Source organism: Accumulibacter sp. (assembly GCF_023806565.1).
Classification (GTDB): domain Bacteria; phylum Pseudomonadota; class Gammaproteobacteria; order Burkholderiales; family Rhodocyclaceae; genus Accumulibacter.
In genome coordinates this window covers 1-14,675 of record NZ_JAMTDV010000105.1, presented here as the reverse complement: position 1 = coordinate 14,675, position 14,675 = coordinate 1, and the positions used below count along the sequence as shown (strand labels likewise).

The 14,675-nt window shown below is 63.9% G+C and carries 14 protein-coding genes and 3 pseudogenes; 12 read left to right on the top strand and 5 right to left on the bottom strand.

Annotated features, from left to right (window positions below):
- The 7 genes and pseudogenes from NFV80_RS12000 to NFV80_RS11970 all read left to right on the top strand — a co-directional run.
- A pseudogene (locus NFV80_RS12000) lies at nt 1–720 on the top strand (tetratricopeptide repeat protein); the annotation flags it as partial.
- Nucleotides 710–2,098 (top strand): metallophosphoesterase, encoded by a 1,389-nt coding sequence (locus NFV80_RS11995; RefSeq protein ID WP_295329564.1) that lies wholly within the window; start codon nt 710–712, stop codon nt 2,096–2,098. The pseudogene NFV80_RS12000 and the gene NFV80_RS11995, both read left to right, overlap by 11 nt.
- 496 nt (nt 2,099–2,594) lie before the next feature.
- Entirely contained in the window at nt 2,595–2,891 is a 297-nt protein-coding gene (locus NFV80_RS11990; RefSeq protein ID WP_295329566.1) for a type II toxin-antitoxin system RelE/ParE family toxin, read from the top strand.
- A gap of 5 nt (nt 2,892–2,896) precedes the next feature.
- Nucleotides 2,897–3,196 (top strand): addiction module antidote protein, encoded by a 300-nt coding sequence (locus NFV80_RS11985; RefSeq protein WP_295329568.1) that lies wholly within the window; start codon nt 2,897–2,899, stop codon nt 3,194–3,196.
- Nucleotides 3,197–3,522: 326 nt separating this feature from the next.
- Nucleotides 3,523–3,849, top strand: a complete 327-nt coding sequence (locus tag NFV80_RS11980) for a type II toxin-antitoxin system RelE/ParE family toxin (RefSeq protein WP_295329570.1) — start codon at nt 3,523–3,525, stop codon at nt 3,847–3,849.
- Nucleotides 3,842–4,159, top strand: a complete 318-nt coding sequence (locus tag NFV80_RS11975) for a helix-turn-helix transcriptional regulator (protein ID WP_295329572.1) — start codon at nt 3,842–3,844, stop codon at nt 4,157–4,159. Before NFV80_RS11980 ends, NFV80_RS11975 begins: the two co-directional genes overlap by 8 nt.
- 126 nt (nt 4,160–4,285) lie before the next feature.
- Nucleotides 4,286–4,717, top strand: a complete 432-nt coding sequence (locus NFV80_RS11970; protein ID WP_295329573.1) for a DUF695 domain-containing protein — start codon at nt 4,286–4,288, stop codon at nt 4,715–4,717.
- Between the two features lie 169 nt (nt 4,718–4,886).
- Here NFV80_RS11970 and NFV80_RS11965 read toward each other — a convergent pair whose 3' ends face one another.
- The 3 genes from NFV80_RS11965 to NFV80_RS11955 are packed head-to-tail and all read right to left on the bottom strand — an operon-like array spanning nt 4,887 to nt 7,430.
- Complete coding sequence (locus NFV80_RS11965; RefSeq protein WP_295329575.1) at nt 4,887–5,285, bottom strand: VOC family protein; 399 nt, start codon at nt 5,283–5,285, stop codon at nt 4,887–4,889.
- A gap of 30 nt (nt 5,286–5,315) precedes the next feature.
- The gene (locus NFV80_RS11960; protein WP_295329577.1) at nt 5,316–6,137 is read right to left on the bottom strand and encodes an alpha/beta hydrolase; all 822 of its coding nucleotides are present in this window, start codon (nt 6,135–6,137) and stop codon (nt 5,316–5,318) included.
- 3 nt (nt 6,138–6,140) lie between these two features.
- Complete coding sequence (locus tag NFV80_RS11955) at nt 6,141–7,430, bottom strand: O-acetylhomoserine aminocarboxypropyltransferase (protein ID WP_295329579.1); 1,290 nt, start codon at nt 7,428–7,430, stop codon at nt 6,141–6,143.
- A gap of 80 nt (nt 7,431–7,510) precedes the next feature.
- Between NFV80_RS11955 and NFV80_RS11950 the strand changes: the two are divergent.
- Both NFV80_RS11950 and NFV80_RS11945 read left to right on the top strand, forming a co-directional pair.
- A pseudogene (locus tag NFV80_RS11950) lies at nt 7,511–8,194 on the top strand (CBS domain-containing protein); the annotation flags it as partial.
- Nucleotides 8,191–9,396, top strand: a complete 1,206-nt coding sequence (locus tag NFV80_RS11945; RefSeq protein ID WP_295329581.1) for a PLP-dependent aspartate aminotransferase family protein — start codon at nt 8,191–8,193, stop codon at nt 9,394–9,396. The pseudogene NFV80_RS11950 and the gene NFV80_RS11945, both read left to right, overlap by 4 nt.
- A 100-nt stretch (nt 9,397–9,496) precedes the next feature.
- Here NFV80_RS11945 and cysN read toward each other — a convergent pair whose 3' ends face one another.
- Together cysN and cysD are read right to left on the bottom strand one after the other, a co-directional pair.
- Entirely contained in the window at nt 9,497–11,179 is a 1,683-nt protein-coding gene (gene cysN / locus NFV80_RS11940; RefSeq protein WP_295329583.1) for a sulfate adenylyltransferase subunit CysN, read from the bottom strand.
- Nucleotides 11,180–11,253: 74 nt separating this feature from the next.
- Entirely contained in the window at nt 11,254–12,162 is a 909-nt protein-coding gene (gene cysD, locus NFV80_RS11935; protein WP_295329585.1) for a sulfate adenylyltransferase subunit CysD, read from the bottom strand.
- Between the two features lie 437 nt (nt 12,163–12,599).
- On the opposite strand from cysD, the pseudogene NFV80_RS11930 reads away from it, so the two are divergent.
- From NFV80_RS11930 to NFV80_RS11920, 3 genes and pseudogenes are all read left to right on the top strand, one after another.
- A pseudogene (locus tag NFV80_RS11930) lies at nt 12,600–12,779 on the top strand (ABC transporter permease); the annotation flags it as partial.
- The gene (locus NFV80_RS11925) at nt 12,772–13,758 is read left to right on the top strand and encodes a hydroxyacid dehydrogenase (RefSeq protein WP_295329587.1); all 987 of its coding nucleotides are present in this window, start codon (nt 12,772–12,774) and stop codon (nt 13,756–13,758) included. The pseudogene NFV80_RS11930 and the gene NFV80_RS11925, both read left to right, overlap by 8 nt.
- 72 nt (nt 13,759–13,830) lie before the next feature.
- Nucleotides 13,831–14,583, top strand: a complete 753-nt coding sequence (locus NFV80_RS11920; RefSeq protein ID WP_295329589.1) for a TauD/TfdA family dioxygenase — start codon at nt 13,831–13,833, stop codon at nt 14,581–14,583.
- The last annotated feature ends 92 nt before the right edge of the window (nt 14,584–14,675 follow it).

The following is a 14,675-nucleotide window of genomic DNA, read 5'->3' as shown; positions in this document are numbered from 1 at the left end:
GCGCTGCCGATCTACCGCCAGATCGAGGATCGGCTCGGCGAGGCCAACACGCTCCGAGCGCTGGGCGATCTGAAGATGCGCACCAACGACCTGGCCGGCGCGCGCCAGGCCTACGAGCAGGCGCTGCCGATCTACCGCCAGATCGAGGATCGGCTCGGCGAGGCGAATGTGCTGCAGTCTATGGGCCAACTGGCCCTGGCCGAACAACACCCCCGAGAGGCCTTTGCGCTGATGCTGCAGGTGAAGGACTTGCAGGTCGGTATCGATGATCGCCTGGGCTTGGGCGGCACGCACGGCTACATGAGCCGCATCGCGGCCGCCATCGGCGCGCTGGAGCAAGCCGTAGGCCTGGCTGGTCGAGCGTTGGCCATCTTCGAGCAGGTGGACGATCGCTTTGGCCAGATCCTGGCGCTGCAAGACCTGGGGCAGGCTCTGCTGCGCGCTCAACCGGAACTCGGCATCGCTTGCCTGATGCAGGCACAAGAGCGCGCGGCAGCGATCGGCCATCCGCCTGCAGACAGGCTCGGCGAGTTCATCCACTCCTTGCGACCGGATGAGGTGTCAACCGAGGACTTCGCCGCAGCGCTCGCGCAACTGCGCGCGCAGGCTGGCGGCCTCATGAAGGAGATGTTTGCGAGGGCTGATGCTGCCGTATCGTCAGGTCAACTAGACCTGTACGAGTTGCCGGCGGAAGATGCCGGAGGTCACGATGCCGACTGAAGTTGCCGCAAGCCGGCTTTGGGTGCTGAGTGACTTGCACCTCGCGCCACCCGGCGATCAGTGCGTGTTTCAATCCCACGGGGCGCTGACAGGTCTCTTGGAGCACCTGACCGTCATGCCGGTGACCAAGCCGCCACAGTGGCTGGTACTCAATGGCGACGTCTTCGACTACCTGCAGATCCCGGGCTACGACGAACTTTCGCTGCCCCTGGCGGTGCAGCGTACTGGCCAGATCCTCGACGCGCTGGACGCCGAGCCGCCAGGTCGCAATGTGGTGCAGGCGCTGCGCCGTTTTGCCGCCCGGGGGCACAGGCTCTCGTGCATGCCGGGTAACCACGATGCAGAGTTGAACCTCGCGCCGGTGCAAGACCTGCTTTCGGCAAGGCTGCGCAGCACGACCGCGTTACCGCCCTGGGCCGGTGAGTGGCGGCTTGAGGTGGCGGGCCAGGCGGTGGTAGGACGGCACGGACACCACGACGATGCATTCAACGCCATCGGCGGCCGGCAGATGCTGCGTGCCCAAGCCGACGGTGATAAAACCGTAGCCATGCCGCCTGGTTCGCGCTTGGTGCTGCAGGTGATCAATCCGTTCCGGCGGGCCAAGACGGCCGACGGCACACGGCGGTTCCCGTTCATCGACAGTCTGCCATCCGAACAGGCCGTTCTGCTGGCAGTGATGCTGCTGGACCCGAGCTTGGCCGCCAGGCGGCTACCGGCTGCGCTCGGCATCGGTGCCGCCGCGTTGTTGCGCAAGGCACTGATGGCCAGCGGGCTGCGCAGCCCGCAGTTGCTTGGGACAGGCGCACTGCAAACAAGCTCCGCCGAAACACCAAACTGGCTTGGCACACTAGATAGCTTGCTCGGCGATGCCGCAAGTCGCTTGGGGCCAACGGCCACATCGACCATTGAGCATGAGATAGACGCCTACTTTGCTGGTGCCCTCGCGACGGTCCGTGGTGATGCGCCTAGCCTGCTGGCAAAGACCGGCGGCGTGCGCGGTGTGCTGCTGGAGGCACTGAGCCGGTCGCTCGAAACGTCATGCGCCGCGTTTCGTTCGAGCGAGGCCGACGCGCTGGCCCGCGATGCGATGGCCGGCTGGGGGCAGGGCCGACTTGCCTTCGCCGGCCACACCCATGCGGCACGCAAACTTTGCGCAACAAAAGGCCATGGGGTCTACATCAACACGGGCACATGGATCGAACAGGTGCCCCCGCCTATCGGCGCGCGTGCAGAAGACCTGCCGGATTGGCTGGATCGGCTCCGCCTGGGGCAGGTGCCACTGTGGAACGGGCACCCTGTGGCGAAGGTTGACGCCCAAGGGCCAAGCCTGCGGAGCTGGGATGGCGAAGCGCTACGAGCCTGGGTGGACCCGATATGAAGCCCGCCGCAGCCTAGCCGGCACTCTGATCGATTCCCCTCGTCGCGGCGGCGCGAAGCGCGTGTTGATCGCAGCAGCAGTACTCAAATGGCTGGTAAAGATGGCGAGTGTGACGCACATTGCCGCGTCGAGCGTCCTTCGCGTTCGCCGTGCTCGAGTCCCGCCAAGAGAACCATGAAGCGCCATTTCCAGGCTGCGCAAAGCACGCGCAATTGCCCGCAGCATCAAGCGGCAATGCGGGCGTGCGCCACCTCGCTCCGATGGTCACCAGTGTCGTCGCTTTGGCCTTGCGACCATTGGGCCAATGCGCCAAACAACTAAAGGGACCAGGGTCGAACTAAATGCACATCAATGGCCCAACTTTGCGCTCGAAGGGACGCCCCGCCATAAAGCCGGCGGCGCGCCCCTGAGCTTAGACGTTGGACACCGTGAAGTACACCGATTCAACGGGATCGGTACTATTGACAATGTGTATCCATGCGGATACAGTCTGCCAATGATCGAGATTCGCAAGACAGACACTTTCGCTCATTGGCTCGACACGCTGCCAGACCTACAGGCAAGAGCACGAGTTCAGGTCAGAATCGCGAGGCTTGCCGCCGGGAACCCCGGCGACGTTGAACCCGTCGGCGAAGGTGTGTCTGAGTTGAGAATCAACTATGGTCCCGGTTACCGGGTCTATTTCAAGAAGCAGGGGCGGGAGCTGATTATTCTTTTGGCTGGTGGTGACAAGAGCACTCAAGCCAAGGATATCAAGGCTGCTCTGCGCCTTGCTCGTTACCTGACGGAGTAACCCCGATGGCCAAGACCACGACCACCCGCTACGACGTTGCCGAACACCTCAGAACCCCTGAGGAAATGGCGGCTTATCTCGAAGCTTGCCTCGAAGAAGCCAATGGTGATGCTGCCTTCATCGCGAAGGCTCTTGGTGATATTGCCCGAGCCAAAGGCATGTCACAGGTTGCCCGCGATGCCGGGCTGTCGCGCGAGAGCCTGTACAAGGCGCTTTCCGGTGATCGTAGCCCCGGCTTCGACACGATACTCAAGGTTGTTGGCGCTTTGGGGCTCAAGCTTCATGCCGAGGCTAGGCACAGCTAAATCAGTGCCGAACGCCTTGAACCCCTCGCTCGACCCCCGACCCGCTACCGCAGGGAGCGTAAGCCCGGCCTGCGGTGCTCGTGGCATCATCGCAGCCGGGGGCTTGCTCTGCCTGCGCGCTCGGGCTTGATGTGAAACAAGTGGCCACCAGAACCTCGTCATTCCGGCGCAGGCCGGAATCCAGTGCGGTAGCGTCTGGGCACCGGCCTGCGCCGGCGCGACGCGTTTCATTCTTCGTGGTGTTTTCGAAATCATGCCCGTCAGCTCGCACGTTCGGCGTGATGAAGCCGCAAGGCAATAGTTCTCACATTTGCTAACATGTGTGCATGAGTTTCACGGTCGAATACTTTCACGAACGAGTCCTTCTTGAGGTTGAGGCGTGGCCTGTCGATGTTCTTGCTGACTATGCGCGGCTTGTCGAGTTGCTGGCAGAGCACGGCCCCTGTCTTCGCCTTCCACACTCACGAGCCTTCGGCGATGGTCTGTTCGAGCTACGCCCCAAGGGTCGTGGCGGTATCGGTCGTGCGTTTTACTGTTTCCTGGTCGGCAAGCGGATCATTGTGTTGCACGCGTTCATCAAGAAAACGCAGCAAACGCCTGACCGCGAGCTGAAGTTGGCACGCCAGCGCCTAAAGGAGGTTCGAGATGCCTGATCTGAAATTCAACCCCGTCGCTCACGACCACAAGAAATTTCTTGCCAGGGCTCAAAAGCGTGACGGTTTTGCCGAAGCCTACGAAGCGCTTGAACTTGAGTACCAGCTCGCAAACCAAATGCTGGATGCACGGGCGCGGGCAGGTCTCACACAAGAGGCTGTTGCCGAGCGCATGGGCACTACAAGGAGTGTGATTTCACGGCTTGAGTCAGCAGGAAAGCATGCGCCATCACTTGCTACGCTGAAACGCTATGCAAAGGCCGTGGGCTGTGACCTGCAGGTCAAACTGGTGCCGCACAAGGCCGCATGACGCCGAACACTGCGTTCGAGGCGACCTGCCGCGGCAAGCCGCGCCAGTCATCTAAACTTCGACGTTAGCCCTTCCATGAGGCGCGTACTTCTCCTTGGCGCTCTCATCATTGCCAGTACTCTTGTCATGTCCGAAGAAGTCACGTCGTGGGCAACCGCCATCTCGAAACAGGAGGGCACCGGCCGCGCCATCGTCTTCCGGTACGCCAAAGAGTTTCGAGCGGGCTTCGAAAGGTCGATTTTCCCGCACCGAGTCATCTTGGTCTGGAAGTACCAGTCCGAATCGGGCATGCCAGTGCCGAGGGAACGGGAGGCCATGGACCGGATGGAAGACCTTCTTGGGCCACTTGTGGATACATCGGGGGTGAGCGTTCTCGCGTTGGTTTCCACGGGCGAGAATCTCCGGGAATGGATCTTCTATGCAAGAGCAGAGAGTGAGTTTCTGGCCGCGCTAAACCAGGCGCTCACCGGCCAGCCACGTTTTCCCATCGAGGTACACACAGCCCGAGACGCCGAGTGGTCCTCGTATGAGCGCTTCCGGAAAGGGGTGCGCGAGTGACCATGCCGGCCAACCTTTCGTTCGAGACGGATCGCCGGCCAGCTGCACTTGCCGGTACCCTCTGCGGCTTTGCCGCTCCGGCGGCGCCTCAACGCAAACGTTGAGCGACAGCTTTCCTGAAAGCCAACGGCGGCAACGGGTCGCTGGCTGCGGGCTCGAATGGCAACGGTCAGGATCCGACGAACTCCGAAATCTCGATCAGGTTGCCGACAGGATCCCGCAGATAGATCGATCTGATTCGTCCGGTCGCACCTGTACGCATGACCGGGCCTTCGATGATTGGCCACCGGCATTCGCGCATCCGGTCAACGACCGCTTGCAGTGGCAAGGTCGAAATGAAGCAGAGGTCGAGAGAACCTGGGGTAGGGTCATGCGCCTTGGGCTCGAACTCCTTGCCCTTGATGTGCAGATTGATCTTCTGTACCCCGAACTTGAAGGCCTTGCGTTCGACGGGTGGCGTGCCACCGATGAAGGTCTCCAGTGTCATACCCAGAATTCGGGTATAGAAATCAACGCATGCGGCTTCGTTTGCCGTGGTGAGCACCAGATGGTCGAGGTGGCTGATCATATGGGTCGGGTCCAGGCGAAAGGCGCGAGTCTATCTTGAGGTTCGGTCGGCTGCCGCGAACTCCCTCAGCGCATCCAGCACCCCGTCCGGCCGCTCGGCCATCAGCGCGTGGCCGCTGCCGGGCAGGACGGTCAGGCGGCCATCGGGGATCGCCGTGGTCAGGGCGCGGGCGGCCCTGAGCGGTGTCATGCGGTCGGCGCTGCCGGCGATCACCAGCACCGGACAGGCGAGCGCTGTCAGGGTTTCCGGCGAGCGGGTATAGGCATGGCAGGCGGCAAGGTCGGTGGGAAACACGCCGGGCTTTTGCCGCGCCATCAGTCGCTCGTTCATGCCCAGCATCCACAGCCCGGGCACCGTATTGCCGCCGATCTGGGCCTGCGGCGAATAGGACCAGCCGTTCACCATTGCCGCCGCCCTCGCTTCGTCGTCGCGCGCGGCGGCGAGCAGCACGTCCGCCACCGGCATCGGCAGCGATGAACCGATGAGGGCCAGGCGGCTGACCTTCTGTGGGTGGCGCAGGGCAGTCTCAAGGGCGATCAGGGAGCCCAGGCTGTGTCCCACGAGAAAGGCGGTCGCAGCCCCCAGGCTGTCCACCAGCGCGGCGATCCAGTCCGCCAGGGCTTCGACGCTGGCGAGCGGCGCGCCGGCGCTGCGCCCGTGGCCCGGCAGGTCGGGCGCAGCCACCGCGAAGCCATGGTGGGCGAACCAGCGGCTCTGCAGGCCCCAGCAGGAATGATCCTGCTCGGCGCCGTGGATGAACACGACCAGGGGCAGGCGGGCGAAGTCCGCCGGGCCCGGGGACTTGCCCCCGGTGTAGACGTAGGCCGGCTGGCCGGCAACGGTGACTTCCATGGCTCAGACTTTCGCTGCGGCGTACAGCCCGCGATGGATGTCTTCGATCAGGTCTTCCGCATCCTCCAGGCCGATGGACAGACGGATGGTGCCCGGGTGAATGCCGGCGGCGACCAGGGCCTCGTCCGACATGCGGAAATGGGTGGTGGATGCGGGATGGATCACCAGCGACTTGGCGTCGCCGACGTTCGCCAGATGGGAGAAAACCTTGAGGGCCTCGATGAACCTGCGGCCCGCCGAGCGTCCGCCGGCCAGCTGGAAGGTGAAGACGGAACTGCTGCCTCGCGGCAGAAGCTTCTTCGCCAGTTCGTGATCCGGGTGATCCGGCAGATCCGGGTGCACCACGGCCTCCACCGCGCCGCCCACCTGGGCGGACAGATGGGCGACGATCCTGCGGGTGTTCTCGATATGGCGCGCCATGCGCAGGGGCAGCGTTTCCAGGCCCTGCAGAATCTGGAAGGCCGACATCGGACTGAGACAGGCGCCGAAATCCCGCAGGCCCTCCCGCCGTGCGCGCAGCAGGAAAGCGGCGACGGTGGATTCCTCGGCAAAGTTCATGCCGTGGAAGCCGTCATAGGGTTCCGCCAGGGTCGGAAACCTGCCGCTGGCGACCCAGTCGAAGGCGCCCGAATCCACCACCAGACCGCCGATCACGGTGCCGTGACCGCCGAGGAACTTGGTGGCGGAATGGAAGACCAGATCCGCCCCCAGGTCGAAGGGCCGCAGCAGGTAGGGCGTGGTGAAGGTCGAATCGACCAGCAGCGGCAGGCCATGGGCATGCGCCAGCGCCGCCACTCGCGGGATGTCGAGCACGTCCAGGCCGGGGTTGCCCAGGGTCTCGCCGAAGATCAGCCGGGTTTCCGGGCGAATGGCGGCCCGCCAGGCATCCAGATCCCGGGGATCGACGAAAGTGGTCAGGATGCCGAAGCGCGGCAGGGTGTATTCGAGCAGGTTGTGGGAACCGCCGTAGAGGGATCGGCTGGCCACGATGTGGCCGCCGGCTCCCATCAGGGTGGCGATGACCAGGTGCAGCGCCGCTTGCCCCGAAGACACGGCAACGGCACCGACGCCGCCCTCCAGGGCCGCGATCCGTTCCTCGAGCACCGCGTTGGTCGGGTTCGAGATGCGGGAATAGACATGGCCGCCACGCTCCATGTTGAACAGGGAGGCCGCCTGGTCTCCATCCTTGAACACGAAGGATGTGGTCAGGTAGATGGGCTGGGCGCGGGCGCCGTACTGGCTGTCCGGTACCTGGCCGGCATGCAGGGAAAGGGTGTCGAACTTGTAGCTCATGGCTGGCTCCGGTTTGCAGCCCGCATGGTAGGGGAAAGGCCACCGCGAGGGAAATGCGGATGGGCCACCTGATGCGGGCGGAGGGCATCGGGGAAGACTTCGTGCCCGCGATCGCCGATCTCTCGGCCGTCCGGCACGCCTATTCCATCAGCGACCAGGAAAGTTTCGACACGGCGCGCGAGCTGTTGCGCGCCGAAAGGCTGTTCGGAGGCTCCTCCACCGGCACCCTGCTCGCGGCTTCCTTCCGTTACTGCCGCGAGCAGAAGCTACCGAAACGGGTCGTCTCCTTTGTCTGCGACACGGGAACCGACTACCTCTCGAAAATGTACAATGACCATTGGCTGATCGACCAGGGTTTGCTGCGGCGACCGGCCTACGGCGACCTGCGCGATCTGGTCGCTCGCCGTTTCGAGGAGGGTGCGGTGGTCAGCGTCACTCCCGGCGATACCCTGCAGACCGTGTTCCAGCGCATGCGCTACGCGGAAGTCTCGCAGTTGCCGGTGATCGACGGCGGCCGCATCGTCGGACTGGTCGATGAATCCGATCCGCTGCTGCGGGTCCAGGCGGATTCCGCGGCGTTTCGTGCATCGGCGGCGACGGCCATGACGCAGTCGCTGGAAATGCTCTCTCGCGAGGCGGGGCTCGACGCCTTGCAGCGAGTACTCGAAGCGGGTCTGGTGGCCATCATCGCCGACGACCATCGTTTCTACGGGCTGGTCACCCGCTTCGACCGGATCAACCACTTGCGAAAGAAGTTTGCATGAGCGAACAGCATCCCAGGAACGGATTCCGGCCAGCCTTCGGGACCCGCGTCATCCACGCCGGGCAGAGTCCCGATCCTTCCACCGGCGCGGTGATGCCCCCGATCTACGCCAACTCGACCTACGTCCAGGAAAGTCCCGGGGTGCACAAGGGGCTGGACTACGGACGCTCGCACAATCCCACACGCTGGGCCCTGGAACGCTGCGTGGCCGATCTCGAGAGCGGTGGCGCCGCTTTCGCTTTCGCTTCCGGCCTGGCGGCCATCGCCACGGTCCTCGAACTGCTGGATGGCGGCGCGCACGTGATTGCCGGCGACGATCTCTATGGCGGGACCTATCGCCTGCTGGAAGCGGTGAGAAAGCGCAGCGCCGGGCTCTCCTGCAGTTTCGTCGATCTCTCGGATCCGGCAGCGCTTGCCGCCGCGGTCCGGCCCGAGAGTCGCATGCTGCTGGTGGAAACGCCAACCAATCCGCTGCTGCGCCTGGTGGACCTGCAGGCGCTCGCCACGCTTGCGCACGAGCACGGTCTGCTGACAGTGGCCGACAACACGCTGGCCAGCCCGTGGATACAGCGGCCGCTGGAACTTGGCTTCGACATCGTCGTCCATTCGAGCACCAAGTACCTCAACGGTCATTCCGACGTGATTGGCGGCGTCGCGGTGGTCAGCGGCAACGAACGCAATGCCGAAAATCGCGAACGTCTCCAGTTCCTGCACAACGCCGTCGGCGCGATTGCCGGCCCGTTCGACAGCTACCTGGCGCTGCGCGGCATCAAGACCCTCAACGTGCGGATGCAGCGACACTGTGAAAACGCTCAGGAACTCGCCGCCTGGCTGGAGCAGCAGCCGGCCGTGCGCCGGGTCACCTACCCGGGCCTCGCCTCGCATCCCCAGCATGCGCTGGCGCGGCGGCAGATGCATGGCTTTGGCGGCATGATTGCCGTCGAACTGGCGACCGACCTGGCGGGCACGAAGCGCTTCCTGCAGGGCTGCGAGCTCTTTACCCTGGCGGAGAGCCTGGGCGGGGTCGAGAGTCTGATCGAACATCCGGCGATCATGACGCACGCCACGATTCCAGCGAAGCAGCGCGCCCGCCTCGGCATCGGCGATTCGCTGCTGCGCCTGTCGGTCGGCATCGAGGACATCAACGATCTCCGGCGCGATCTTGCCGGTGCGCTGCAACGCATCGACCGGGGCCCGGCCTGACACTTCCGCATGCCGGAGCAGCCGGCCCATTGCCGCCATCGGCTGGCCTGCATGCCTTCGCCGGACAGGGCGCGTTCGCGGTCGGACCCCGCCCGGGCAGTCAGATGTCGTAGCTTTGTTCGATTCCTGCGCTGTCCGCGGAATACGTCCTCAGCAGAGCCAGAATCCCTTCCATGTCCAGCGCCTGCGCATCGAGCAGCACCTGCCCGGGATCGTTCGCAGGGAGGAGCAAATCCCCGCTTGCCGAGCAGATGCACACGAGGCCCGCGTGATTCATCTGGCGCGCGACGAGTTCGGCGTGTCCACCCAGCGCGTCTTCGTCCAGCGCCACGCAGGCATAGCCGCGATCGAACAGGCGGCGCTCGAGGTTCCGGGCCGCCTGCCGGCGGTTCTCGCCGGTAAGCCACAGGGTGACCGCCCGCTGGCCGAACCGGAGCGCGCGTTCCTCCCGCGTGACCGGTTTCCAGGTCAGATGCCTCTCGATCGGACGGAGCACCATGCCGGCAGCGACGGTGGCGTGCGTCAGTCGGTCGACGAGGATGAACGAACCCGTCCCCTTGACTCGGCGATACGGATCGAAAGCGATCGGCGCACTCAGCGCCAGTTCGCACAGCCCGATTTCGTTGAGAGCCAACTGCCCCGCCGGATGCGCGACCAGCGTGTTGATGTCGATCCGATGGTGGATTCTGGCCACCGCGCCAGTGACCGTGCGCGTTGCGTGCTTGATCAGGTACTGCCGGCCCGGCAGCAGAGGCGCCTCGGTCATCCAGACCAGGTGCGCGTCGAAGCGAGAGTCGAGCGTCGGCTGCTGCCCGGGGCTCACCAGCATGTCGCCGCGACTGATGTCGATTTCGTCTTCGAGGGTGACGGTGATCGCCTGCGGCGGGAACGCCTCTTCCAGCTCGCCGTCGTAGCTGACGATGGCCTTGACCCTGCTGGTCTTCCGCGACGGCAGCGCGAGCAAGGCGTCGCCCTTTTTCAGGATGCCGGCCGCGAGCGTGCCACTGAAGCCGCGAAAATCGAGGTTGGGCCGATTGACCCACTGCACCGGAAACCTCAGGTCAGCCAGGTTCACATCCTCGGCGATCTCGATCGTGTCCAGCAGTTCCATCAGCGGCGCGCCGTCGAACCAGGGTGTCCTGGCGCTGCGCTGGACGACGTTGTCGCCTTTCAGTGCCGACAAGGGCAGGAATCGGATGTCGCCGAAGCCGAGAGTGCGAGCGAATTCCAGATAATCGTCGCGAATCCTTTCATAGACGCTCTGGCTGAAACCCAGCAGATCCATCTTGTTGATGGCGACGATGACGTGCCGAATCCCGAGCAGCGAGACGATGAAGCTGTGGCGCCGGGTCTGCGTCTGCACGCCGTGCCGGGCATCGACGAGGATGATTGCCAGATCGCAGGTCGACGCGCCGGTGGCCATGTTGCGCGTGTACTGCTCGTGGCCCGGCGTATCGGCAATGATGAACTTGCGCCTGGCGGTGGAAAAGTAGCGATAGGCGACATCGATCGTGATTCCCTGCTCACGTTCGGCCTGCAGACCGTCCACCAGCAGTGCCAGGTCGACCTCGTCGCCGGTGGTGCCCGACTTGACGCTGTCTCGCTGGATCGCCGCCAGCTGATCTTCGTAGATCAATTTGGAATCGTGCAGCAGGCGGCCGATCAGCGTGCTCTTGCCGTCATCGACACTGCCACAGGTGAGAAAGCGCAGAAGTTCCTTGCGCTCGTGCTGGGCCAGATAGGACTGGATGTCGGAGCGGATCAATTCGGACTGGTGGGACATGGCTTCCCTTGAGTTGGTTTGGCAGTGATCGCCCTCCCCCGCGAAGCCGGGCCGCACGGAGGCACCGGCGAGGGTCAGAAATAGCCTTCCTTCTTCTTTTCTTCCATCGATCCGGCCTGATCGTGGTCGATCACCCTGCCCTGACGTTCGGAGGTCCGCGTCAGCAGCATTTCCTGGATGATCTCCGGCAGGGTCACCGCGGTCGATTCGACGGCACCGGTCAACGGGTAACAGCCGAGTGTCCGGAAGCGGACCATCTTCATCTCGATCGACTCGCCCGGACGCAGTTCGAAGCGCTCGTCATCGACCATGATCAGCGTCCCGTCGCGCTCTACCACCGGGCGTTGCCTGGCAAAGTACAGCGGCACGATCGGGATGTTCTCCAGGTAGATGTATTGCCAGACATCGAGCTCGGTCCAGTTCGACAGGGGGAAGACGCGGATGCTCTCGCCCCGGTTGATCCTGCCGTTGAAGAGGTTCCACAATTCCGGCCGCTGGTTTTTCGGATCCCAGCGGTGGTGCTGGTCACGAAACGAGTACACCCGTTCCTTGGCACGCGATTTTTCTTCGTCGCGGCGCGCGCCACCGAACGCGGCATCGAAGCGGTACTTGTCGAGCACCTGCTTGAGCGCCTCCGTCTTCATGATGTCGGTGTGCTTCTTGCTGCCGTGGGTCAGTGGCCCGATTCCCTGTCGAACGCCGTCTTCGTTGATATAGACGATCAGCTCCAGCCCGAGATCGTGCACGTGCTGGTCGCGAAAGGCGATCATTTCGCGGAATTTCCAAGTGGTGTCCACGTGCATCAGCGGAAACGGGGGCTTGCCCGGATAGAAGGCCTTCATCGCCAGATGCAGCATGACCGCCGAGTCCTTGCCGATCGAATACAGCATGACCGGACGTTCGAACTCCGCCGCCACTTCTCGGATGATGTGGATGCTCTCGGCTTCGAGCGCTTTCAGGTGGGTCAGTTTGCGTTGGGTCATGATGACTTGCGGACGGCCAGGTGAACTGTAGCGTTTTAACAGAACTTGCTGTGCAGCGGGGAGCAAGATTTGCCGACGAGGACGGAGGAGTCCTCGTATATGGTGCCCAGGGGGCGCAGAGCGTCTCGGTGATGGTCCAGGAACTTCCAGAACAAATAACCGCCAGCCGTTTCCAGTCACGGCATCGTGCATAAACAAAGCAGAAAAACGTCGTTGGCACGATTTGGTCGACTGGCTAGGATGGGTCGCTCCGGAGACCAAGAACTGGCCGTCGGCACTTGCGCAGCAAAAGGCGTCGCAACGTGCAACGTCATGCCGCGCACGTTCGTTGCCGGCAGCCAACAACGTGGCGGTCACTGGTCACACCCCATCGGAGAATCGTCATGGGCTTCAAGAACCTCTGCGTCCGCCTGCTGACAGCGATCGTCCTGACGCTTGGTGTCAGCTCGGGATCGTGCGGTCTCGGCTGGTTCAACTACGAGAACAAGAACCAGCTGGAAATCGCGTCGGTATTCGCCGGCCTGCTCACCGTCATCCTGATCGGCCTGGCAATGGAAAACCTGGTGTTCCGCAGCATCGAGGCCCGCACCGTCCGGCGCTGGGGGATGCATGGCTGAAGCCGAAGCACGCGGTCCGGTGATCGTCATTGCCGAACACATGGAGGCAGCGACCGTAAGAAGCTTGCGCGCGCGATTCCCGGTCCATTACGACCCGGAACTGTTCGACCACCCGGCGCAGCTGCACGCAACGTTGGTCAGCGCGCGAGCGCTGATCGTTCGCAACCGGACAAGGGTCGACGCGGACCTGCTCGGCCAGGCGCGCAGGCTGGAGGTGATCGGTCGCCTCGGCGTCGGGCTGGACAACATCGACCTCGGCGCATGCCGCAGGCGCGCCATCGCCGTTCATCGCGCGTCCGGTCTCAATGCCCGTGCCGTCGCCGAGTACGTGCTGGCGATGCTGCTGATCACCCTGCGCAACGACTATCATCGTACCGCCGAACTTTCGATGGGAAGGTGGCCAAGCCCCTATCATTGCGGTGGCCGCGAAGCGGCTGGCAAGACGCTGGGGCTGGTCGGTTTCGGCACGGTCGGCCAACTTACCGCAGGACTTGCCCGCGCCATCGGCTGCCGGGTCGTCGCCTGCGACCCGGCGCATGCGCCCGATTCCACACTCTGGGCGGAATCGGGTGTCCAGCCGCTCAGCTTCCATGGCCTTCTGACGACCGCCGACGTGGTTTCGCTGCACCTGCCCCCGACGCCCCTGACGCGGCATCTGTTCGATCACGAAGCGATTGCCCATATGAAACAGGGCGCCATCCTGATCAACACGGCACATGGTGACATTGTGGACGAGAGCGCTCTTGCCAGCGCCCTGCGCAGCGGGCATCTGGCCGGTGCCGCGATCGACGTGTTCTCGCGCGAGCCCTTGCCGGCCGATTCGACGCTGGCCGGCCTGCCCAACGTCTGGCTGACACCGCACATCGCCGGACTCAGCCGGGAAGCCAATCCGCGCATCAGTGCCTTCATTGCCGAGCAGGTCTGCCGGAGCCTATGCCGCGTTACCGGGAACCCGGCCGTCTGCCTGGAATCAGCTTGACCAACGACTCATGAAATTGCCCCGCGTACCCGCACCTGCGACCCGACAGCGCTGGCGGTGGCAGGTGCGCCGGTGAACACGGCCGTCGCCAAGCTCCTGCCAATCTTCATTCGCAGGCGACCAGAAAATTTCCGCCGAGGACCACAAACGTTTCGCGCGCCATTTCGGCCCCTTCTGCACCGGCATCTCCTGGCGGGCAACAGCACGCTTTCCGCGCGCAGCCAGAACCCCGAAATCCTCGCCTGGAAGACCGGCCGCAGTTCCCGTTACACCGCCGGCGATGCGTGGCACAACGATGTTTCCTGCGATCCCGAGCCGATCTGGGGCTCCTTCCTGCGGGCCACCCGCCTGCCGGAGATCGGCGGCGGCGATACGGCCTTCACCAACCTGTACCTCGCCTACGAATCCTTCTCGGATCCCATCAAGCGCCTGCTCGATGGCTTGACGGCTATCCACGACGGACGCCAGGCGTGGACCGCCGGTTATGGCGCCGAACCGGACCCCGGCCAGACTTTCCCGGCGAGCGAGCACCCGGTCGTCGCCCGTCATCCCTTCAGCGGGTGCAGGTTTCTTTTCGTCAATCCGGCATTCACTTCGCACATCGTCCAGTTGACCCGCGCCGAAAGCGATGCCCTGCTGCAATTGCTGTACCGCCACGTCGAGAAGCACCTTGCCTTCCAGACACGCGTTCACTGGACGCCCGATACGTTGTTCTTCTGGGACCACTGGGCAACGCAACACCAGGCGGTCTGGGATTACTACCCCTTCGAGCACGGGGGGGAACGCGTCTCTGCCTTCCTCGGCTTCCCGCCTCGGCAAGCCTGAGCGAATCCCCAGCCCGGGACGAAGACACTGTCCCACCGGCGGCAAGCCAGGTCGCGGGAAAGATTACCCGCCGACCGGCACAAGAGACCGCC

Bases quoted from the DNA above. Each gene is read 5' to 3' on its own strand.
- NFV80_RS11955 (WP_295329579.1), bottom strand. From the start codon at position 7,430: ATGAGCTACAAGTTCGACACCCTTTCCCTGCATGCCGGCCAGGTACCG.
- NFV80_RS11985 (WP_295329568.1), top strand. From the start codon at position 2,897: ATGGCCAAGACCACGACCACCCGCTACGACGTTGCCGAACACCTCAGA.
- NFV80_RS11960 (WP_295329577.1), bottom strand. From the start codon at position 6,137: ATGGAAGTCACCGTTGCCGGCCAGCCGGCCTACGTCTACACCGGGGGC.
- NFV80_RS11975 (WP_295329572.1), top strand. From the start codon at position 3,842: ATGCCTGATCTGAAATTCAACCCCGTCGCTCACGACCACAAGAAATTT.
- NFV80_RS11925 (WP_295329587.1), top strand. From the start codon at position 12,772: ATGGCTGAAGCCGAAGCACGCGGTCCGGTGATCGTCATTGCCGAACAC.
- cysN (WP_295329583.1), bottom strand. From the start codon at position 11,179: ATGTCCCACCAGTCCGAATTGATCCGCTCCGACATCCAGTCCTATCTG.
- NFV80_RS11980 (WP_295329570.1), top strand. From the start codon at position 3,523: ATGAGTTTCACGGTCGAATACTTTCACGAACGAGTCCTTCTTGAGGTT.
- NFV80_RS11995 (WP_295329564.1), top strand. From the start codon at position 710: ATGCCGACTGAAGTTGCCGCAAGCCGGCTTTGGGTGCTGAGTGACTTG.
- cysD (WP_295329585.1), bottom strand. From the start codon at position 12,162: ATGACCCAACGCAAACTGACCCACCTGAAAGCGCTCGAAGCCGAGAGC.
- NFV80_RS11970 (WP_295329573.1), top strand. From the start codon at position 4,286: ATGTCCGAAGAAGTCACGTCGTGGGCAACCGCCATCTCGAAACAGGAG.
- NFV80_RS11990 (WP_295329566.1), top strand. From the start codon at position 2,595: ATGATCGAGATTCGCAAGACAGACACTTTCGCTCATTGGCTCGACACG.
- NFV80_RS11945 (WP_295329581.1), top strand. From the start codon at position 8,191: ATGAGCGAACAGCATCCCAGGAACGGATTCCGGCCAGCCTTCGGGACC.
- NFV80_RS11965 (WP_295329575.1), bottom strand. From the start codon at position 5,285: ATGATCAGCCACCTCGACCATCTGGTGCTCACCACGGCAAACGAAGCC.